The sequence below is a fragment of the Kiloniella laminariae DSM 19542 genome (genome assembly GCF_000374005.1).
Lineage (GTDB): Bacteria > Pseudomonadota > Alphaproteobacteria > Kiloniellales > Kiloniellaceae > Kiloniella > Kiloniella laminariae.
Window position 1 is genome coordinate 150,173 of record NZ_KB893135.1, and the last position, 19,240, is coordinate 169,412.

General features: G+C 53.5%; 23 protein-coding genes. 15 read left to right on the forward strand and 8 right to left on the reverse strand.

Features of this window, described 5'->3' with window-relative positions:
* Positions 1 to 251 precede the first annotated feature (251 nt).
* Positions 252 to 782 carry a hypothetical protein gene (locus tag B152_RS0105310; protein ID WP_020591358.1) on the forward strand — a complete coding sequence of 177 codons (531 nt, stop codon included), beginning with the start codon at positions 252 to 254 and terminating at the stop codon, positions 780 to 782.
* Positions 783 to 865: 83 nt separating this feature from the next.
* On the opposite strand, the gene B152_RS0105315 is transcribed toward B152_RS0105310, so the two are convergent.
* A complete protein-coding gene (locus B152_RS0105315; protein ID WP_020591359.1) occupies positions 866 to 1,516 on the reverse strand; it encodes a DUF2306 domain-containing protein in 651 nt (216 codons plus the stop codon).
* 440 nt (positions 1,517 to 1,956) lie between these two features.
* Between B152_RS0105315 and B152_RS0105320 the strand changes: the two genes are divergently transcribed.
* Positions 1,957 to 2,283: a low molecular weight protein tyrosine phosphatase family protein gene (locus B152_RS0105320; protein WP_026261305.1), complete on the forward strand. Its 327-nt coding sequence runs from the start codon at positions 1,957 to 1,959 to the stop codon at positions 2,281 to 2,283.
* 264 nt (positions 2,284 to 2,547) lie between these two features.
* Here B152_RS0105320 and B152_RS0105325 read toward each other — a convergent pair whose 3' ends face one another.
* From B152_RS0105325 to B152_RS0105335, 3 genes are all read right to left on the reverse strand, one after another.
* On the reverse strand, positions 2,548 to 3,042 hold the full coding sequence (locus B152_RS0105325) for a P-loop nucleotide/nucleoside kinase family protein (protein WP_020591361.1): 495 nt from the start codon (positions 3,040 to 3,042) through the stop codon (positions 2,548 to 2,550).
* 126 nt (positions 3,043 to 3,168) lie between these two features.
* Positions 3,169 to 4,035, reverse strand: coding sequence for a substrate-binding periplasmic protein (locus B152_RS0105330; protein ID WP_157230863.1), 867 nt, complete (start codon positions 4,033 to 4,035; stop codon positions 3,169 to 3,171).
* 396 nt (positions 4,036 to 4,431) lie between these two features.
* Positions 4,432 to 4,938 carry a GNAT family N-acetyltransferase gene (locus tag B152_RS0105335; RefSeq protein WP_157230865.1) on the reverse strand — a complete coding sequence of 169 codons (507 nt, stop codon included), beginning with the start codon at positions 4,936 to 4,938 and terminating at the stop codon, positions 4,432 to 4,434.
* Positions 4,939 to 5,215: 277 nt separating this feature from the next.
* On the opposite strand from B152_RS0105335, the gene B152_RS25015 reads away from it, so the two are divergent.
* The 12 genes from B152_RS25015 to B152_RS0105395 all read left to right on the forward strand — a co-directional run bounded on the left by B152_RS25015 (position 5,216) and on the right by B152_RS0105395 (position 14,963).
* Complete coding sequence (locus tag B152_RS25015; protein WP_020591364.1) at positions 5,216 to 6,361, forward strand: DUF2157 domain-containing protein; 1,146 nt, start codon at positions 5,216 to 5,218, stop codon at positions 6,359 to 6,361.
* Positions 6,354 to 7,586 carry a DUF4401 domain-containing protein gene (locus B152_RS0105345; protein ID WP_020591365.1) on the forward strand — a complete coding sequence of 411 codons (1,233 nt, stop codon included), beginning with the start codon at positions 6,354 to 6,356 and terminating at the stop codon, positions 7,584 to 7,586. Before B152_RS25015 ends, B152_RS0105345 begins: the two co-directional genes overlap by 8 nt.
* Before the next feature lie 2 nt (positions 7,587 to 7,588).
* Positions 7,589 to 8,059, forward strand: coding sequence for a GDYXXLXY domain-containing protein (locus B152_RS0105350; protein WP_020591366.1), 471 nt, complete (start codon positions 7,589 to 7,591; stop codon positions 8,057 to 8,059).
* A gap of 76 nt (positions 8,060 to 8,135) precedes the next feature.
* Positions 8,136 to 8,567 (forward strand): antitoxin Xre-like helix-turn-helix domain-containing protein, encoded by a 432-nt coding sequence (locus B152_RS0105355; protein WP_020591367.1) that lies wholly within the window; start codon positions 8,136 to 8,138, stop codon positions 8,565 to 8,567.
* Positions 8,564 to 9,283 (forward strand): RES family NAD+ phosphorylase, encoded by a 720-nt coding sequence (locus tag B152_RS0105360; protein ID WP_020591368.1) that lies wholly within the window; start codon positions 8,564 to 8,566, stop codon positions 9,281 to 9,283. Before B152_RS0105355 ends, B152_RS0105360 begins: the two co-directional genes overlap by 4 nt.
* Before the next feature lie 111 nt (positions 9,284 to 9,394).
* Positions 9,395 to 10,234 (forward strand): AraC family transcriptional regulator, encoded by an 840-nt coding sequence (locus B152_RS0105365; protein ID WP_020591369.1) that lies wholly within the window; start codon positions 9,395 to 9,397, stop codon positions 10,232 to 10,234.
* Positions 10,235 to 10,317: 83 nt separating this feature from the next.
* Positions 10,318 to 10,782, forward strand: coding sequence for a VOC family protein (locus B152_RS0105370; RefSeq protein ID WP_020591370.1), 465 nt, complete (start codon positions 10,318 to 10,320; stop codon positions 10,780 to 10,782).
* Between the two features lie 55 nt (positions 10,783 to 10,837).
* Positions 10,838 to 11,203, forward strand: a complete 366-nt coding sequence (locus B152_RS0105375) for a VOC family protein (RefSeq protein WP_020591371.1) — start codon at positions 10,838 to 10,840, stop codon at positions 11,201 to 11,203.
* 598 nt (positions 11,204 to 11,801) lie between these two features.
* Positions 11,802 to 12,275, forward strand: coding sequence for a hypothetical protein (locus B152_RS22630; RefSeq protein ID WP_211212132.1), 474 nt, complete (start codon positions 11,802 to 11,804; stop codon positions 12,273 to 12,275).
* Between the two features lie 22 nt (positions 12,276 to 12,297).
* Complete coding sequence (locus tag B152_RS0105385; protein ID WP_020591373.1) at positions 12,298 to 12,597, forward strand: CHASE3 domain-containing protein; 300 nt, start codon at positions 12,298 to 12,300, stop codon at positions 12,595 to 12,597.
* 99 nt (positions 12,598 to 12,696) lie between these two features.
* A complete protein-coding gene (locus B152_RS22635; RefSeq protein ID WP_020591374.1) occupies positions 12,697 to 13,983 on the forward strand; it encodes a methyl-accepting chemotaxis protein in 1,287 nt (428 codons plus the stop codon).
* A gap of 107 nt (positions 13,984 to 14,090) precedes the next feature.
* Positions 14,091 to 14,963 carry a substrate-binding periplasmic protein gene (locus B152_RS0105395; protein ID WP_020591375.1) on the forward strand — a complete coding sequence of 291 codons (873 nt, stop codon included), beginning with the start codon at positions 14,091 to 14,093 and terminating at the stop codon, positions 14,961 to 14,963.
* Positions 14,964 to 15,040: 77 nt separating this feature from the next.
* On the opposite strand, the gene B152_RS0105400 is transcribed toward B152_RS0105395, so the two are convergent.
* Complete coding sequence (locus tag B152_RS0105400; RefSeq protein WP_157230867.1) at positions 15,041 to 15,874, reverse strand: substrate-binding periplasmic protein; 834 nt, start codon at positions 15,872 to 15,874, stop codon at positions 15,041 to 15,043.
* A gap of 169 nt (positions 15,875 to 16,043) precedes the next feature.
* The gene (locus B152_RS0105405) at positions 16,044 to 16,673 is read right to left on the reverse strand and encodes a glutathione S-transferase family protein (protein ID WP_020591377.1); all 630 of its coding nucleotides are present in this window, start codon (positions 16,671 to 16,673) and stop codon (positions 16,044 to 16,046) included.
* A 238-nt stretch (positions 16,674 to 16,911) separates the two neighbouring features.
* Between B152_RS0105405 and B152_RS0105410 the strand changes: the two genes are divergently transcribed.
* Positions 16,912 to 17,238, forward strand: a complete 327-nt coding sequence (locus B152_RS0105410) for a YciI family protein (RefSeq protein ID WP_211212134.1) — start codon at positions 16,912 to 16,914, stop codon at positions 17,236 to 17,238.
* On the opposite strand, the gene B152_RS0105415 is transcribed toward B152_RS0105410, so the two are convergent.
* Positions 17,235 to 17,909 carry a hypothetical protein gene (locus B152_RS0105415; protein ID WP_020591379.1) on the reverse strand — a complete coding sequence of 225 codons (675 nt, stop codon included), beginning with the start codon at positions 17,907 to 17,909 and terminating at the stop codon, positions 17,235 to 17,237. The two genes, B152_RS0105410 and B152_RS0105415, sit on opposite strands and share 4 nt — an antisense overlap.
* Positions 17,909 to 19,051 (reverse strand): DUF2157 domain-containing protein, encoded by a 1,143-nt coding sequence (locus tag B152_RS0105420; RefSeq protein WP_020591380.1) that lies wholly within the window; start codon positions 19,049 to 19,051, stop codon positions 17,909 to 17,911. Before B152_RS0105420 ends, B152_RS0105415 begins: the two co-directional genes overlap by 1 nt.
* Positions 19,052 to 19,240 lie beyond the last annotated feature (189 nt).

A 19,240-nucleotide genomic window follows, 5' to 3' on the forward strand; every position in this document is an offset into this window, starting at 1 on the left:
GAATAGCGGATTGATCGAAACCCTTCCCCTTAATAATCAGGGACACAACAGAAGAAGAACAACTGCTAAAAGAAATTAATCCTCAATATTCCTCTTTAAATAAACACGCCTGCTCATTATCCAGTAATAACTTTGCCGTATATTGTCGGGACGGACTGGATTACTGACCTTCCCTGTTTATGGCCCTGTTTATGGCCCAGTTTATAGCTCTGCCATTGAGCAACGGAAGGCAGAGATTTGGGAGAGACCAAATGCGCAACAGGACAAAAATTTCTTGTAAGACCCTGGCTTTGTTTCTGATCTTTGTCCTGTTTCCAGCTGCACTTCCTGCCTGTGCCACATTCAATCCCGCTAAACCGGCCCTGATTACCGAGGTCGACTTCAGTCCGGATGCCCCGATCCTGACCTTTCCGATCCGCCCCCGTCCCGGCAGTGAAATCTATCAGGACCCGCGCTGGGGCCTCAAGATCATCGAGATCCGGGCTGACGGCAAGAAGATCGAGGGGGTACGGCAGCTGGTATTTTTTGATGAAATGAACAGCGGCCCCAGAGAAGCTGGCAAAACAAACGGCGGAACAAACGGCGGAGGGCTTTACATCTACAAACTGCGGTATGGCAAGATGCTGTTTGGCGATCTCTCGGCTGATGTCGAGCTTCCCTTCATCCACTACACCGCCCCGGACGATGTCAGCCTGCTGGAGATCAGCTACAGTTTTGTCTATTACAACGGCGAGATGGCCGGGGAAAGATATCTGCTCCGCGCCTGGCAGATTTTCGACTAGAGCCAGCATAAAAAAACAGGTTTGTTTATCTGATTACAGACTTCCTGCCCCGGAAAGCTCCCGGGTTTCCTGATCATTCCTGCTTACCGGGCGGTCATTCTTTTGGCTTTCAAAACATAGGCACGACGGCCTTTTCGCGAACGGAGATAACATTCTGCCAGCAACAGATTGATGATCCAGCAGGCCCAGGACATAAAAATATAAACAGGCAACTCCCGCAACCCCAGAACCGGCACAAGGCAGAGCCCCAGACGCAGAGAGATCGCCGCCATAGTCACCGCAAAAGATCGAACCATCCACTGCCGGTGCTGGTCAAACTGCCCTGACCGGGCAGACAGATACCCCCGCCAGGTTACATAAAGCCAGATCTGGGCCATCGCCGCAAAACCAAGGGCCGCAATAATACCAGAGGCAGTGGACCAGGCCACCCAGAAGCCACAAGCCCCACTCACAGCCACGGCCAGAACATAACTGCGGCCGATCCAGCGGTGCAGGCGTGGCCAACGGTTCCGGATTTCCCCGACAAATTGCCAGGGCCCCAGCAGGAGTGCTGTCAGCCCTCCGAACACGTGGCTCAGGAACACCGGTTTGCTCGCCGATAAGTTCACCATGATATCGGGGCCAATCGCTGGTGGATCAGGCAGGAGAAAACGCGCAGAAACAACAGACATAATGGTCGCGGACAGGGTCAGCATCACCCAGATCGCCCACCAGTAAACTCTCAAGGATGCCATGTCATGTTACCCGTCCCGAATTAAATTCAACTTCTCGAAATTAAATTCAACTTCAAAGTGCGAAGCAAAAAATAGTTTAGGACAGGCCTTGTTCAAAAGGCATGATCTTGATCAATTTCCTCGGACAATTCGCCCCTTCTGACAATCCGACGAGTTCCCTTTGTATTCCGGACAAAACAGGCTACTCAAAAACTGGCTTATCTTCTTGGTAATCAAAACAGATATGCTATCCAAAGCCAGGTCCGTAAAATCACCTGAAGGCTGATCAGGAAGAGAGGACAAAAGATTCCCCCGAAGATTACCCAGAAAATTATTGCGAAGATTACAAAAAAATTACGATGATTTTTCCGCTTTGCCTCTGTAGACTTGAAACACGGGTTCTGGAAAAAACTGACAAATCTCTCCCGAACCAGCCAACCAGTCACGAGCCGGTATCCCCCATGCAAAAACTTCTGTTTATCTGTAGCAAAAACAAATGGCGCAGCCCGACCGCAGAAACCATATTGCGCAAACACCCGCAATTCTCCGTCCGTTCTGCCGGGACGGCAAGTGGAGCACGGCATTGCCTCACGGGTGATGATCTTCTCTGGGCCGATATGATCTTTGTCATGGAACAAAAGCATAAAAAGCGGCTGCTCACCGATTTTCGCGACTATCTCGAAGATACCCCCCTGCATGTGCTGGATATCCCGGACCATTATCAGTACATGGACCCGGAACTGGTGGAGATCCTGGAACAGTCTTTTGAAGGTTACCTCAAATTCTGACCTTCTGCAGGCGCCCCCCGCTACCTGATCTGGGGCGTTTTTGGTTATATTTGAACCCGAAAAAATGCTCCAGTCCGGCTTCTTGTCGGTTTTTTCCTTTTGTCGCTTCTGCTCAAAAGTGAAAGACCTCAAGACCCCTGAACAGACGGGGCTTGTGAACAGACGGGGCTTGTGAACAGACGGGGCTTGTGAACAGACGGGGCTTGTGAACAGACGGGGCTTGTGAACAGACGGGGCTTGTGAACAGACAGGTCCCGTGAACACTCAGGATCTGAGAACAATCGCCTCAGCCCGTTCCCCCTCATCCAGCGGTTCAAAGATTGTTTCGCAAAATTCGAAAACCTCTCGGCTGACCTCAAACTGATAGGTATCGCTCTCGCCTTTGTTGCGTTCCTGCACCCTTTGCCAGCGGGTGTCCTTGTCAACGTCAAGATAATGAACCCGGGGTTCGTGACCATTCTCGCAAAGAAAACCCCGAACCCTCTGGCGCTGAGCGCGGGCAAAAAAGCCGATATCAAGGATAACGCTGAGTCCTTTTTCAAGCAGTCCCAGAGTTTCAACCAGTTGCTGCACCTCGATACGCCGGGTGCGTTCCAGTGCCCATTCATAGGATGGCGGGTCGGGCATATCCATCAGGAAGAGGTTCTTCATCCAAACATCCACGGCAAAGATATGCGCCTTTTCCTGTTGCGCCAACTTGGCCGCATAGGTGCTTTTTCCCGCACCAGTATTGCCAACAACCAGAAAAACCTGTGCCATAAATCCCCCTTCTTTTTCGTCTCGACTTCGACTGAGAAGATATTCTTTAGCCGAAAATTATCGACAACTCAAAGGCAGGGTTATTAAAAATTCCTCCCGTTGACTGGTGAGTTTTACCAAAGATTTTTAGAGGTCCGCACTCTTTAGACCAGAGGGATCGGTTAGACCGGAGGATTGATCCTGCACAATACCTATATCAATATGGGACCCGGTTTGCTCGACATTTTCCTGCTTTTTTTTCAGTACAGCCAGGGCCCTGCGCCAGCGTTCGACCACAACCTCGGCTGTCATATTGGAAAAGGCAAGATAGATATCAAACTCCCCGAGTACGGCAATCTGGGTAATTTCCTCGGCAGAGATGATTTTTTGCTCGATCATATAGTCGACATAGGCATCCGACATCTGCATCAGATCGTGCCGACGGTTCAACAGCAGGGAAAAACTTTCCCCGATGTCCTGGATCGGACTAAGGTTATCAAACCCCTGGGATTTCAGGATTTCGTAGCCAGCCCCCTTGAACTGTACTGATATCGTATGGACCCTTTTGGCTACCTCAAGATTTTCCGCGTTGCTCCCCTTGTACCGCCAGGCATTGCCACTGGCACTATAGAGCGCCAGCCGGATGGTATGTAACGGGCCAACCCATTGGAACTGCGCCTCGCGTTCAGGGGTGCGGACCATCGAGAAAATTGCCCGGCCCGGTTTTTCCTGCGCCATCTTATAGGCTCTGGGCCAGGCCATAACAGAAATATCCGGCTCCTCGCCAACTTCTGCAGCCAGCTCCCGGATCGTATCACTGGCAACTCCCTTGAGCACCCCGTTTTCCAGATAATTATAGGGGGGGAAATTTTCAGTATAAAATTCCAGCGCCGAACTGTTGGCCGGACTCTGGTCCAAGTCTTCGGCATAACTCTGGGACATGTTCTGGGCCGAGAAACCGACACTACAAAGTAACAGGATACACAGTCTGCGAAGCCAGAAAATTCTTACCATCAGGATCTCCAAAACGAGTTCCCCTCAGGATAATTCTAACACAAACTCTCTGTAATAAAGGTAAATTTTGCTTTTTCGACAATGTTTGCCACATAAGAAAAAACAATCTTTTGCTTTAAAAACAAAGACCATACAACCTATGACTTCTCTCATCCTGCCAAGGTCATGATAGCATGACAAAAAAACATCCCGCCCTGAAGCAACAGCGCGAAACATAAACCACAGGATGCAATTTTTGTTGAAAAAAAACATCCGGGAATCTGGCCGAAAACAGCAAAAGACAGTCAGTAAAGGCCTGCAGAACCGGATTTTCTTAATGCTCCCGACTGCAAAACAGAACCGCCACCCGTGCATCGGACCTCAGCTCTCAGGGGTTTGTGATGAGGAACCACGACTTCAAAGCTTCTTTTCCATGGTCAGGTCAGTGACCTTGTAGCCCAGCCAGCGATAGAGCTGTTCCGCCGCTTTGTTAAAGGCAAAAACATGCAGCCCCAGGGTTTTGATCCCCCGCCTGCGCACCTCATCCTCCAGCGCCATCATCGTCGCCCGGCCATAGCCTTTGCGCCTTTCACGATCGACAATTTCCAGGTCATAGATAAAGGCCCGACGCAGACCATAGTCATCCTGCACCGCAAACCAGGCAGTACCCACCGGCTGATCCTGTGTATTCAGCACCTGAAAAATATAGTGGTCCGGTGTTGCCAGCCCCTGGGGCAGACAGCGGGAAAAAGAGTCCGCGGAAAGTTTAAGAGCCTCATCAGCACCATAGCCATGATTTTTACGTTTATCAGCGGCAAAAGCCTTGATCCCATGGGTCTTCCAGTCAGCAAAGGCACGCTCTGGCAGACGTTCCAGCCTGACTTGCGGTATTTTGCGCAGCTCACCACCAGCAATCTTGTTCACTGTTTCTGCTCCCTTTACAACTGCCCCGTCCCAAACCGGGGTTTCCCGATCTTTATATAACTCTCCGGTCTTCATATAACTATCCGGGTCTTCATATAACTATCCAGGTCTTCATATAACTATAAAGCCTGTTGCTGCGAACACCAACACCCCGTCCTGCTGAAAAGCCGTTTGACCCTGCCCGGAGAAAACACAAATATAGTGTTCATCAATCTGGTTATGAGCGCTAAAGTAGCAGACAAACCAGCCGGCGATTACAGAGAGTGACGGGGGAATCATGGGGGATAACGGGCCAGATGTTACACAGGTCAAAGAACAGGAACAGGCCATCCTGCCTGAAAACAAACCAGATCCGGGACACCCGGATGGCCCGAACACTCTAGGCAGATTATCCCTCGATCAAGTTTTTGCCGACCGGGGACTGGTTGATGCACTTTATGCTGCCGGGAAAATCAACCGGGAAGCCCGCGATACCGCGCTGCAACTGCTGATCCCGCACAACAGCTGGGGCCTGTGGGTTTCCCGCTTGTTGCTGGTGCTGTCAACGGCCCTGATCCTCGCAGGCGTGATTTTCTTTTTTGCCTTTAACTGGAATGCCATACCTCCGTTCGCCAAGTTGGGCCTGATCGAAGCCGCAGTGGTTGCCTCGGTGATCGCAGCCTTGCTGTTCAAAACCGGACAGTTGCCGGGACAGCTTTCTTTGCTGGCCGCTTCGGTATTAATCGGCGTCTTCCTCGCGGTCTTTGGTCAGGTCTATCAGACCGGGGCCGATGCCTGGCAGCTCTTTGCCCTCTGGGCCCTGCTGGCTTTCGGCTGGACCCTGTTGTCCAACTTTGCCGCCCAGTGGTTCGTCTGGCTGGTGATTGTCAACATCGCGGTTTACTTCTGGTGGGATCAGGCAGCTCAGCCTGAACCCGATATGGTCAGCTTTATCAGTGCTCTGATCATCTTTGTTACCGGAAGCGCCCTTGCCCTGCGCGAATGGCTTTATAATAAAGTCGGCTTTGGGTGGTTACAGCCCGGCTGGACCCGCTGGGTTCTGCTGGTCCCGCTTCTGGTCCTGATGATGTACCCTCTGATTTTCTTTTTCCTTGCGACCCACTACGCCGATATCGGCATATTCTATAGCGCAGTGATCGGGCTTGCCGGACATATCTGTTGTTACAGGTATTATGGCAAACGCCTGAAAATAAACCGCGCGGACCGGGAGCTGACAATCAGACGTGATATTCCGGCTCTGGCAGCTGTGATCTTTTCACTCGCCGTCGTGATTGAATTCTTCGTCGTCTTTTTTGTCGATAAACTGCCCCTCGGCGGGGCGATTGCCACTCTGTTCATCGCGCTTTTCAGTTTTGCCCTCTTTGGCGGCTTTATCCATTATCTGCGCCGGATGCTGGCCGCACAGGAGGTAAGACATGGCTGATATTTCTCAAGGGAAAAACTCTCCTGTGGATCAGCCACAAACCCTCCAGAGAGACGCTCTTTCAGTCGCCACCCTGTTCTTACAGTTGCAACAAAAAGAACTGCTCGGGCCGGATCCCCGGCTGGAGGACTTTGTCCGGCAGCGTCAGATCGCCCCGGAACTGCCGTTTTATATCAAGCTGCTGGCGGCGGTCGGTACAGGCATTACTTCTGTTTTCTTGTTCTTCTTCGTAACGATCCTCGAGGTCATTGACTTCGACAGCGCCGGACAACTGGCCAGCCTCGGCATCCCCATCGTTGCTGGCGCCTTTGGACTGCTGCCCTTCTCGCGACCTGCGGCAGGACAGCCCCAGGCTGTCATCCATACTCTTGGCTTGCAAAGCTCCTTTACCCTGCTGGTTATCGGGCAGGTATTTCTGCTTCACAGCATCTTCAGCTGGACCGATGAAGACCTCTGGGCTGTGAATTTCTTTGCTCTGCTGATGGTCGGCGCAACCTGCTACTTTTATCCCCAGTCCCTCTATCGCTATCTCGCGCCGCTTGCCGTGCTGGTCGCTTTTCATGGCAATATCCTTCACAACCTGTCCCCCGACAGCAGTATGGCCTGGATCTACAACGGCTTTCTCTTGCTCAACCTTCTGGCGGCAGCTTTCCTGCTCGGCTATAGCAAGACCAGCGCCGCGTTGATGCCGCTATCCCAGGCGCTGGTTGCCTCGTTCTGTCTGGGCGTTGTGCTGATCGCCCTGCCGGATTTCGACCCTCCATCCGAAGAAGCTGCACTGATCACCTCTCGCTTTCTCACCGTCTCTCTCGGCCTTACCCTTCTGGTCCTGATTTGCTGGGCTGCGGGCGGGATACAGGCCTTGCAGTATCGGGCGGTCCAGCTTGCCCTGATCGGCAGTCTGCTGCTTGCTGCCCTTGCTTCGCCCGGCCTGCTGCTCTCTCTCTGCCTGCTGATTTTGGGATATGCCGCCCATCTGCGCCTTTTTGCTCTCATCGGCGCGCTGTTTCTGCCGTTATCCATCTGGTTCTATTACTACAATCTCGATCTTACCCTGCTGGAAAAATCGGTGGCCCTGACTGGCAGTGGACTGATCCTGCTGGCTGGATATCTCTACCTGCGCTTCAAAGGCTGGCACCAGCCTGAAACAAGTCAACCAGAAATAACCCGGCCCGATCCGGTTCCGTCAGATCAGGCCCAGCCAACACCTGCTGGGGGAGAATAGCCATGCGCAGAAACCTTGTCCTGATCGCCCTCTCCCTGGTGGTTTTTCTGGTTCTCAACTATGCCATTTACCAGAAGGAACAGACCAAACTTCACGGCCAGACAGTATTTCTGGAACTGGCTCCGGTCGACCCCCGGTCGTTGATGCAGGGCGATTTCATGCGCCTGAGCTATACGATCGAACGGGACGCTCTGAAGCTCTCCTACCGCCCCTCCGATCCACGCGGATATCTGGTCATCCGTCCCGATGAAACCAATGTCGCCCGGGTTGTCCGTTTTGATGTCGGCACCGCGCTGGCCGAAGGTGAGCTGCGCCTGAAATACAGCAGGAACCCTCGCGGTATCAAGCTGGTGCCCGACAGTTTCTTTTTCCAGGAAGGCGAGGCAAAAAAATACGAAAACGCAAAATACGGCGTCTTCAAATTCGACGACAGCGGCACCCCGCTGCTGGTTGGGTTACAGGATGGTTTGTAAGCCTTGGAAACAGGAGTTGACTTTTACACAATACATATCATATGATACATATATGAATCTCATATGAGGTGAAATTATGAACATCCCCGGATTACAGGAAGCCGCACAGCCTTTTGTCCATAACGCCGCTGTCACTCCCACATCTGATGATGCCAGGGTCACGGCCATCGTCAAGGCGGTGGTGCGCACGGCCGATGCCTGGCAGCTGAGCAACCGCGATGCCGCCAGTCTGTTTGATGTACCGATTGCCACCTGGAACCGCATGAAGGCCGGGAATTTTCATGGGCGGCTGGATCAGGATAAAATGACCCGCGCCAGCCTGATCCTTGGCATCTACAAGGGGCTGCGCCTGTTGTTTGACGGCCCGCTGACCTATGGCTGGGTCAGCCGCCAAAACGCCGGATCAGGCTTTCTGGGTCGAAAACCGCTTGAGGTCATGATTGACGGCGGCATCCCGGCCATGATGGCCGTGCGCCAGCATATCGATGCCCTGCGGGGCGGGCTTTGAGCGCAAGCTGGAGTGACCCGGCGGATTTTCCCCTGGTCAGTTTTGGTGAACAAAACACATGCCGCCTGATCTCCACCGCCTATCTGAACGAGCCTGCGCTGCAGCCCCTCGCCGATGACGAAGCCGATCTCGCCATCCTCGAAGAGCTGGAAATGATGACCTCGCCCCGGCACCAATCCCTTGTGGCCCTGCCCGCCGGGCTGTCACCGGAAGAGCTGATCCCCGTAAACGCGCGTTATGGCTGGAGCTATATCAATGCGGCCTTCTGTTACACCCACGCCAGCGGCAACCGCTTCAACGGCCCCGAACGCGGCGCCTGGTACGCCACCTTTGGCAGTTCGGCGGTCAAAACCGCCCAGGCCGAGGTCGGCTATCACCTGTCAAACGAGTTGATCAACACAGGCACGCTGGTCAACACCACCCGCTACCGCGAACTGCTGGCCGGTTTTTCGACCGAGCTGCACGACCTGTCAAAAAACCGGGGGCAGGATTACCTCTCACCCGATCCGACGCTTGCCTACCCGGCCGGGCAGGCCCTCGCGCGAAATCTCTTGCGGGCCGGGGGCAACGGCGTGATTTACCCCTCACTCCGCAAAGCCAGAGGCCGCTGCATCGCCATCTTCCACCCGCAACTGATCCAGAACATCCGTCCTGGCAACAGCTGGGAATTCCGCTGGAACGGCACGCCAGAGCCCATGATTACGCCAGCGGACTAGAAAATCCCGGTCACAACCTGTCCAAGATTTATCTTTGATCCCCTGCTCCTGCCCGATATGATCAAAGGGTGATTATCCAGACAATTTCTGACTTGCCAGGCGATCCTGACGATGACTGCTGCCACACAACAGACTGCCCCCGACTGGTTTGTCTATCAACCCGGCCCGGCCCTTTCCGGTCTGGTTCAGGATATCATTGGCTATCGTGAAAGAGGACAGCCGCTCGTTGACCAGGTCGAAGTTGCCAATCTGATCTTTCCCCTGATCATCAGCTTTGGCGATCCCTTCAACATCGCGCTGGGCCAGCGCCCCGCAACTTCTGACCACTGGGGATCTTTTGCCGCAGGGCTTTATGCCGGCCCGGTTTTCATCAACTCAAACGGGCAGGCCCGGTGCATCCAGATCAACTTCACCGCCGCAGGCGCAAAAGGTTTTTTTGGCTTGCCGTTAAGCGAGCTGGCCGATCGAATGGTGACACTGGAAGAGCTGGGAGACCAGGAGATCCTTACCCTGCGCCAGCGCCTGTTCAATAGCCAGGACTGGAACGAGCGGTTTGTTCTGGTCGAACACTTTGTTCTGCAACGTCTCCAGCAAGCAGCGCCGGAAAGAAACCTGGCCCAGGTCGCCTATGGTGAAATTCTGAAACAGTCAGGCAATCTCCGGATTTCTGCTCTGGCTCAAAAACTCGACTGCAGCCGCAAACATCTGGCCCGCTGTTTCCGGATTGAATTTGGCCTTTCCCCCAAGACCGTCACCCGCGTGGTCCGTTTCAAGCACGCCCTTGATCTGGCCGGGATCCCCCGCGCGCGCCCTGAGAGAGACCCCGTCACCGCGCCAGACTGGGCCGACATTGCCTTTGCCAGCGGTTATGCTGATCAGGCGCATTTCTGCCGGGAGTTTGCCGATTTGTCCGGCAGCACCCCTTCGGGCTGGCTGGCAAAAACAAAATAGCTGCCGGTTACATTTCTTCAAGACGGCAGACTTGCCCTGCCGCACTCTAGGGCACTTGATAAAACCGTCATCCAGAGGAAAAAATGAACAGCTCAACCAGCCTGTCCCGGTCACAAACCAGCACCATGAGCAGCACCAGCGAAGCTCCCTGTATCTTTCCAACCCTGCGCTACCGCAACGCAGCGGCCATGATTGACTGGTTACAGCAAGCCTTTGGTTTCAAAGAGTACGTCTGCTACAGAGAGGAAGAAATTATCGCCCACGCCGAGCTTGCGCTCGGCTCTTCCCTGATTATGATCGGAGAAGCCCGGGAAGATGCCTTTTGCAAGATTGTCGGTCACCCCGGTGAAAGTGCCGGCAAGGCAATTTACATTGCCGTCGGGGATGTCGAGGAGGTCTTTGCTAGTGCCTCTGCAGCCGGGGCAGAAGTTCTCGAAGGACTGACTGATCGGGATTACGGCAGCAAAGAGTTTATCTGCCGCGATCCGGAAGGGAACATCTGGTGCTTTGGGACCTATTGGCCAAAGGCAGGCAAAACGCCTCTCTGAAACCCCGGAACAAACCGTAAAACAGGACCATCATGAGCAAAATCGGGATCACCCAATGACTGTCAAACGTATCGTGTCCAACATAGCAACAGCGGCACAGGGGGCTACCCCCGCTGATGCGCAGACTTTTTACCGCGACATTCTGGGGCTGGATCTTTTGATGGATCATGGCTGGATTGTCACCTACGGATCGGACCAGCCCATGGCCGTCCAAATCAGTTTTGCCAGTGAAGGCGGGGCTGGCACGCCCGTTCCCGACCTTTCCATCGAAGTCGACGATGTTGATCATCTCTACCAGAAGATGAAAGCTGCTGACTTCACCATTGAATATGACCTGACGGACGAACCCTGGGGCGTCCGTCGGTTTTATGTCCGCGATCCCTTTGGCAAGCTGATCAATATCCTCAGTCATAACAGCTAGGACCAGTCTCTCGTCGCGGCGTCCTCTTGCCTGATCCTGTCCCCCAAGTGTGAGGATTACTGTCGGATCTGGCGATCGGTCTTATATAAGTCAACCTTATATAAACAGGGTAAATTCTTTAAAATTTTTCCTTTTGATCGGAATAGATCAAAGGAGAAGTAAACGCGACATACCAAATAGCTGATGCATTTTTTCCAGCTCTGATTAAACAAAACGTGCTTTAGCCGTCACAGCCAAGGGGAAGTCTTTGCCATAAGGCCCTCTATTCTTGGACAAACTCCCCCAAGTTAATCAAAGATTAATCCCATTAATTTACCGTAAAGTTCGTTTAGTCACGACAGTCTAAAAAAATGTGCGTACGCCTCCCTACAAAGTTTTAAACTCATCACGCGAAAGATCATCTAAAACCAACCCAATAATAAGAACAGTAAAAACACTCAGGATTGCGGAAAACCATGCGATACAAATCGATACTCCTATGCGGGGTGTTCGTCTTCACACCGCTGTTTACCGGAAATATTCCTGCCTTTTCTCAGGAATCCTCCCCCCCCCTCTTTCCTTGATCGACGAAACGGCAATCAAGGAAATAAGAACCTGGTTGCAAAACCCGGTTGTCGAAATCTCTCTCCTCTCCCAGAATAAAAAATATGCCACCCTGCCCCAGTCTGAGGTCGATAACCTCGACAAACAGTGGCGTGCAGAACGCGAGCTTGAAGACCAACCCCTGATCGCGGCCACCCTCAGCAGCCCTCTTTCCAGTTATCTCACCCAGATCCAGGCCGCGTCCATCGGCCTTTTCACTGAAATGTTTGTTATGGATGCCAAGGGCCTGAACGTGGGACAAAGCGCCATCACATCGGATTTCTGGCAAGGGGATGAGGCCAAGTTCTCGGAGACCTACCCCAAGGGTCACAACGCTGTTTTTATAGACGAGGCAGAATATCATGAAGCCAGCAAGACCTGGCGTACCCAGATTAATCTGACCATCTCGGACAGCACACAGCAGCCGATAGGCGCGATTACTGTCGAATACAATCTGACAGAACTCGCTCGCCGTCGCGCAGTGCAATAATGCCGGAACTCGGGAGCAGATCATGAACTTCCTCCACAATATAAAAATTTCACGCAAGCTTGCTGTCAGCTTTGCCTGCCTGATTGCCATCACGGTTCTGATGGCCCTTATTTCCTTCTCTGCCATCAACGACATCAAGAATGCAGACCTGAACAATGAATATGCCCAGGATCTGGATCATACCTATCAGCTCTATAACAAATCCTTCATCGATCAGCGTCAGGGCCTGCTCTATTACCTTCTGACGGGTGATCGTAAAGGTCTTCAAGACTTTAATAACTTAGGCGAGGTTGTGACAAAACATTCCTCCCGTCTCAAATAGCTCTCGGTACAGGATCCGGAAATTGACAGGCTGGTTGCTTCGCTGGCAAGCAATTACCAGCTCTGGCGTGATACCTTTGCCAGCAAGCAGATCCAGCTGATGCGCAACTATCTTACGGTTAATCAGGCCAGGGCCATCGAAGTCTCCGGCTTGCCCCAGGAGACGATTGGAAAATTCGAGGAGGTGGCTCAGGAATTAAGTCAGAAGCTGGAATTGACCGTGGCTGACTCTCACACCCTCAAAAACAGCGCTGTTATCAAATTCACGACAACCATCATTGTCTCTCTCGCCTTTCTGGCTTCGGCGGCCATATTTTTCGGGGTTGTGCTGACCAAGGTTATAGCGACCCCCATCGCCCAGATCACCGACCGCATGAGTGAGCTGGCAGATAATAATCTGGATATTGATATCCAGGGAGCCAATCGCAAGGACGAAATCGGCAACATGGCCCGAGCTGTCGGCGTGTTCAAGGAAAACGCGATCAAACAACGCAGCATGTTCGAACAGGATGCACTTAAACAGGAGGCAGAAAGACAACGCCATGAAAAGCTTGACCAACTGACCACTGAATTTGACAAAAAAATGAGCAGTGCGCTGGATATTGTGTCCAGTTCTGTCGAAAATGTTTCCACTTCGGCCTCGACCATGGCCCAGAATGCAACTTCTACCGGAGAGCTTTCCCGCAACGCATCGATCAGTATCGAAGAGGCCAACAGCAATATAGAGACGGTTTCTTCGGCAACGACCGAGCTGTCCGCATCCGTCGATGAAATCTCCCGACAGATGGCTCAGGTATCAGATGTGTCCCGCTCGGCTGTCGATGAGATTGAACGGACCAACACGCGGGTTAAAACCCTGAGTGAAGCTGCAGAAAGTATTGGACAGGTCATCAAGATGATCAGTGATATCGCTGGCCAGACCAACCTTCTGGCCCTGAACGCCACCATTGAATCCGCCCGGGCAGGAGAAGCCGGCAAGGGCTTTGCCGTGGTGGCCGGCGAAGTCAAAAATCTCGCCAGCCAGACCGGAGAGGCAACCGAAACGATCAGCCAAAAAATCAAGGAGATCCAGCTGGAAACCGAAGCTGCAGCCTCTGCCGTTCTCGGGGTCGGAGAAACCATCAGGACCATCGACAAGCTGACGGCAATCGTTGCCGGTGCGGTCGAGGAACAGAGCGCGGCAACCAGCGAGATTGCCCGCAACGTGACAGAGGCCTCACAGGGCGCACGCGACGTTGGAAAGACCATTCAGGATGTTGCAACCGCAGCAGACGAAACCGGCAAACTTGCCGAGAACCAAAAACAAGTGGTCGCAGATCTGAATCAAAACAACAAAACACTCAAGGATGACATTACCGAATTCCTCAGCAATGTAAGGTTGATATAGAAAATTGAACCCTGTTGCTGTACCATTACAACAGACCAGGCGGAAAAGAAGCAAAGGATTGTAAACAATGACCCTATGGCAGAGCATTGTCCCGCAGGGAAAATAAGATGATTTCGAAAAGACATGAGGGCCTGCTTTCTGTGCAGAAACCCGGGGCGACACGCCTGCCCCGGAAATCCTCACGCCTTTTTCCTGTCCTTCGCCTTTCCGGGCTGCTCCCGTTTTTGACCATAGCTCTGTTCTTCACCTCGCCCCAGGCCCGGGCTGAAGAGCCGCTTGTCCTGCGGACCTCTGCCCAGATTGGTGGCGCTCCAAAATTTATGGGCCGGAATAGTGAACACACACCATCCGGTTTCTGCCCGGATCTGTTGCGCGCGATTGAAGCAGCAGACCCGGGATTAAAATTCAAAGGCCAGGACCAGTGGCGCACCCTTTCGCGCATTGTATATGAAACCAGCAAAGGCAAGTTAGACCTTGCCTGCGGGCTTCAGGACAGCGACAGCCGCCGCAGATCACTTCATGTAATTGATTTTCCGGTCTGGACCGTAGATTACCACCTGCTTTCGCGTCAGGACGACACAGCCACACCCCAAAACTGGGCCGATGTCCGGGCCCTTTCCCCTGACAATATTGTTCTGGTCAATGCAGGCAGCAGTGTGATCAAAAAGCTGGAAGACCTTGGCATCCGGGTCGACAGCAGTGGACAAACGCTGCAGCAAAATGTCGATAAACTCTGGAATGGCCGGGCCAGATTTTATTATGTCCGCCGCCCCGGCCTGGAACAGGCGGGCGTGAAAAATGTCCACAACCTGCGCATTCATGCCTCGGCTCTGGGCAGTGAAACCTTCTATATGATGGTTTCGCCCCATCTGCCGGAAAACATAGTAGAACGCATTTCCGTGACCTTGCAAAAGCTCGAAAAAAGTGGAGAGCTGCAAAGCCTCCGTGATCTCTGGAGCGAAGAAGAACTGCTGCTCTAGATACAACGTCCCATAGGGGCTCCGATCTTTCATCGCCGAATAAATTTACGACCGGGATGCTTTATGAACCGGTCCCTTTACGAACGCGGCATCATCTCGTCGCGATATTTTTCATAGATACCCAGCTCACGAAGGGTAGCCAGACCGCGGTTGAACACGGAAAGAATTTCCTCTGCCCGCGCCGGATCGAGCTGCCGCGAGATTCCAAGGGCAACCGGGCTTTGCATGATCATCTGCGGGTGGTTGGTGATCTGGACGATATCCCGCTTGCGCAGGGTCGAATGGATCAGATAATACCCCACCTCCAACTCGATTGGAAAAGCGTCGATGCGTCCGCGCAACAGCTTGACCAGATTACTGGTTTCATTGTTGCTTTCATCCGTTGCCAAGACGCCGTTATGCCAGAGCTCGTCAAATTCCGGGCCATAGGTGTAACCCGCCGCAACCCCGAGACGATAGCCCTTCAGATCCTCTACCTCTGCCCAGTCAAATTCCGTGTTCTTGAGATGGAAAAAATACTTCTGCACATCGGCAACATTATCGGAAAATATAAAGTCTGACTGCCGTTCCTCCGTAGGCACCCAGCCGACAGAGCCATCCCACTGCCCCTTTTTCGCCAGCTCATAGGATCGCTTCCAGGGGAAAAATCCATAGACGACGTTATAACCTTCAACCCTGAAAGCTTCTTCAATGATACGGGACACGAAACCGTAGTGGTCCAGATGCTGAGAAGTATAGGGCGGCCATTCGCCGTTGGTCAGATAGACGGTTTTAGGGTCTGAACGGTTCGGGAGGGCAAGATCTTCTCCCGCATTTTCCTGCGCAAGAGAGGTTGAACTCACAAAGAAAACCAACAGGATCGCATAGAAGAATGGCACGACACCCTCCATAGCAGGTTCTTCTAACCACACCAGAATTCCCTGCGCCCAATTGCTTTAGTCCAGTTCAACATTGCCATAACCGGCCAGGATGCCGTCTGGACCTTTGCGCAAGCATAACATGAAACAGGAAACAAAACCTTTGTTTTCCTTACCCCCACTTTTATTCCAGTATCGTGACCACAACAGCAAGAACCCGATATCACGCCTTGCCCAGATCCTGTGTCGTTCCCGAATAGGCCGTGGCCTGCATCGAAGGACGCAGGGATACCCTGTCCAGCCAGGCAGCAAGTTCAGGATTGTCTTCCCTGAAATGTGCCAGCCCCACATAGTCCAGCCAGCTCAGGGTACAGGCCAGCGCCATCTGCCCCAGCCGGAATTCCGGGGATGCCAGGTCAAGGCTTTGTTCAAGAGAAGCGCAGGTTTCCCTGACCTTGAGCTGCTGCCCTTCTAGAAAGGGCTGATAACGTTTTTCCTGCGGTCTGCGGACGGTCTCCCAGCGGACCAGAATGCCCGCATCAGCGAGACCTGTCGCCAGCGCCTCAAGCTTTCTTGTCGCCCAGTAACCCTTGCTGTCAGTGGGCAAACATTTCACCCCGTCATGTTTACGATCAAGATAGTCACAAATCACCGAGGAATCATAAATCGCCTCGCCCGCATCAATCAGAACCGGAACCTTGCCCAGCGGGTTGAGGGCAAAAACCTCGTCGTTGCGATCCGTCGGGCTGGTTTCCATATGGACAACCTCCATCTGGTTCACCAGTCCGGTTTCCTGGGCCATGACCAGAACCTTGCGCGCATAGGGAGAATGGGTTTGATAAAGCAGTTTCATCGGGGCTCAGCCTACAGATAATCGGAAAAATAATTAGCAAACCAAACTGTCGCTGATCACCCCCGAATAACAGATCCATTTGCGGAATTGAGAGAGAGCCACTTGCGACTGCCCCCCCCCCTGTAACGGGGTAACGGGGTAACGGGGTAACGGGGTAACGGGGTAACGGGGCCACTTGTGATTCTTGACCTCGCCCGTTCACCTGTGTTCTTTTTCTCTTGCTGCCCGCCAGATCCCAGTGAGCAGCGAGCCTCATAATACAAGAGTAAAAAATGCCCTACATCCTAATATCTTTATCATTGATCTTGAATATCTGGTGCCGCTGGAACAGGTCGAACCGCTGATCGAGGCCCACCGCGCTTTTCTGGATAAATATTACGCCAACAAGCGTTTTCTGGCTTCCGGTGCCAAGGTCCCGCGCAGCGGCGGGGTGATCCTGGCGGTCGCAGCCAGCCGGGCCGAGGTTGAACAGCTGATCACCGAAGATCCCTTCCACGCCAAGCAGATCGCCCGCTACCACATCACCGAGTTCCAGCCGCGCATGACCGCCGAGGGATTGAGCTAGCTACTCCCGATTTCCTCGACCGCGCTGAGCCAGGGTTCATGGCGCTGGCCCCAGGTTATGGTGAGGCGGTGGGTCGGGGTACAGTCCTTGCCCTGCACCGGGATCGCGCCGAGTTTTTCGCGCATCCCGTCACCAACCTGGACCAGATGGTTCAGGGCCACCCAGCGATCAACTCCGACATAGGCGGGCAAAACCGCACTGCGACCATCCTGACCATAATCAGGGAACAGTTCCTCTGCCCGGCGGGACACGGCAACTGCCAGAAGTTGCTGATCGCTGCTGCTCCAGCGTCTGTCGTTTTCACTCAAGGCGTTGAAGTGCTTCTCCCAGGCTTCACCGCCCCGGCTGACTGCCACATAACCTGTGTAAAAGCTGCCCAGCCGCTCTGCGTTGTCTGTGCCGATTTCCAGCCCGTCGATGGACAGATAAAGACTGCCGATAAAGGGTTGGGGTCTGCTGCTGCCGTCCGTAGCGTTGGTGAAGTCAACAAAATCACATTGAGTGAAGCTGATTTCTCCGGTCGGATCACCGCTCCGGTTCCAGACCACCCCGGCCCAGAGCCCGGCATTGGCAAGAACCAGCACCAGAACAGCCATAATCAGTCCGGATTTCCCCGGCCTTTGTTGTTGCGGCTCCTGACTCTCGTCTGTTTGTTCTGTTTTGCTCTTCATCACAGCTCTCCCCCAGCTTTTGCTTCACCAGCGAGATCGGGCAACACAGCAGGCTGCTGGCGCAGACGACTGCGCAGCCTGTTGAGAAAGACAATCATGCCCAGCGCGATCAGGCCGAGGATCAGGAAAAAAACGTATTCCGGCCAGTCGTCCCAGAACCAGATCGCGTATTTGAGCAGAGCATAAAACAGCAGGAACCCGGCCGAAAGATAGCTGCCGATCTGCCAGCGCTGGCGCAGGCACAGCCAGACACCCAGCCCGGCAGCCGCAAAAGCCAGCAGGGAATAGATATATTCCACTGTCCAGTCCGCCAGCGGCAGCAGGCTCTGCTGCGCATCCAGCCCGAGCCACTGCAGGTTGATATAGATCCCCGCCAGCCCGGCAAAGGCATAGACCTCGCGCTGGCGGCGGATCGCTTTTGCCACACCGTCGCTGTATTTATCAAACAGCCCGGCACCAAATAACCCGGCCAATAACGGCAGCAACAGGATCAAACCGGAAGCCAGCAGATACAGTTCCGGTACGTCCCGCCGGGGCCAGAGATAGCCCAGCAGACCCGTCAAGCTGCCGCCGACAAAGATGATCAGACCACCAAGACCAAGGCCCAGAACCACCCGCAGGTCATAACGATAAGCCAGAATCAGGGCAAAAGCCCCCCAGGCGAGAAAGGCATTGGCCGAGGCCGAAATATTATAGATTTCTCCCAGAATACTGAGGTTCGCCCCAAAACAGGCCAGCGCCACCAGCGCCGCCAGTCCGGTATAGTGGCGTGTGGCAAAGCGCCGTTCGACCCCTTCGCACAGTACCAGCGCCACCAGCGGCGCAGCGCTCGCCAGCCCGATCTGCAGGGCGATAGAGAAAACATCCCAGTAGTGTTCAAAAAACAGGAAGATCGCACAGGAAAAGGCCAGTGCCCCAAAAGTGGACGCCAGACGCATGCCCCAGGAAAGCTGCTGCTGCGAGCTGCTGAGATCGGTATCAAAGCGCCGGGAAAAATCCGCCAGAAGTGCCTCGTGATAGGTCACAACCCGCTTGTTTTCCGCCACCGAAAACTTCGCCAGCCCCTGCTGCTCCAGCAGCGCCAGCTCGGCCCGAAAGGCCAGGATCTGCTGGCTCCGTTCCCCTGCCGTTCGCCTGTCCATCTCCACCCCCATTGCTGTTTAGCCAAAAATCCTAGGCAGAAAGAGGGTTTTTCGCAACTGATAATGGGTGACGCACCAAAACACAGACACACCATTAGCGTGTATTTTATCTTGTTTTGAGACAAAAAGATTATGTGTCCTTTCCAAAGAATACCGCCTATATTTCCATAAATACCAACCCACTAAATA

Excerpts from the sequence above, each read along its gene's own strand:
- B152_RS22635 (WP_020591374.1), top strand. The coding sequence starts at position 12,697 with ATGCGCAACTATCTTACGGTTAATCAGGCCAGGGCCATCGAAGTCTCC.
- B152_RS0105375 (WP_020591371.1), top strand. The coding sequence starts at position 10,838 with ATGACTGTCAAACGTATCGTGTCCAACATAGCAACAGCGGCACAGGGG.
- B152_RS0105330 (WP_157230863.1), bottom strand. The coding sequence starts at position 4,035 with ATGGTAAGAATTTTCTGGCTTCGCAGACTGTGTATCCTGTTACTTTGT.
- B152_RS25015 (WP_020591364.1), top strand. The coding sequence starts at position 5,216 with ATGGGGGATAACGGGCCAGATGTTACACAGGTCAAAGAACAGGAACAG.
- B152_RS0105415 (WP_020591379.1), bottom strand. The coding sequence starts at position 17,909 with ATGAAGAGCAAAACAGAACAAACAGACGAGAGTCAGGAGCCGCAACAA.
- B152_RS0105355 (WP_020591367.1), top strand. The coding sequence starts at position 8,136 with ATGAACATCCCCGGATTACAGGAAGCCGCACAGCCTTTTGTCCATAAC.
- B152_RS0105325 (WP_020591361.1), bottom strand. The coding sequence starts at position 3,042 with ATGGCACAGGTTTTTCTGGTTGTTGGCAATACTGGTGCGGGAAAAAGC.
- B152_RS0105345 (WP_020591365.1), top strand. The coding sequence starts at position 6,354 with ATGGCTGATATTTCTCAAGGGAAAAACTCTCCTGTGGATCAGCCACAA.
- B152_RS0105370 (WP_020591370.1), top strand. The coding sequence starts at position 10,318 with ATGAACAGCTCAACCAGCCTGTCCCGGTCACAAACCAGCACCATGAGC.
- B152_RS0105395 (WP_020591375.1), top strand. The coding sequence starts at position 14,091 with ATGATTTCGAAAAGACATGAGGGCCTGCTTTCTGTGCAGAAACCCGGG.
- B152_RS0105365 (WP_020591369.1), top strand. The coding sequence starts at position 9,395 with ATGACTGCTGCCACACAACAGACTGCCCCCGACTGGTTTGTCTATCAA.
- B152_RS0105420 (WP_020591380.1), bottom strand. The coding sequence starts at position 19,051 with ATGGACAGGCGAACGGCAGGGGAACGGAGCCAGCAGATCCTGGCCTTT.
- B152_RS0105315 (WP_020591359.1), bottom strand. The coding sequence starts at position 1,516 with ATGGCATCCTTGAGAGTTTACTGGTGGGCGATCTGGGTGATGCTGACC.
- B152_RS0105385 (WP_020591373.1), top strand. The coding sequence starts at position 12,298 with ATGAACTTCCTCCACAATATAAAAATTTCACGCAAGCTTGCTGTCAGC.
- B152_RS0105350 (WP_020591366.1), top strand. The coding sequence starts at position 7,589 with ATGCGCAGAAACCTTGTCCTGATCGCCCTCTCCCTGGTGGTTTTTCTG.
- B152_RS0105320 (WP_026261305.1), top strand. The coding sequence starts at position 1,957 with ATGCAAAAACTTCTGTTTATCTGTAGCAAAAACAAATGGCGCAGCCCG.
- B152_RS0105405 (WP_020591377.1), bottom strand. The coding sequence starts at position 16,673 with ATGAAACTGCTTTATCAAACCCATTCTCCCTATGCGCGCAAGGTTCTG.
- B152_RS0105310 (WP_020591358.1), top strand. The coding sequence starts at position 252 with ATGCGCAACAGGACAAAAATTTCTTGTAAGACCCTGGCTTTGTTTCTG.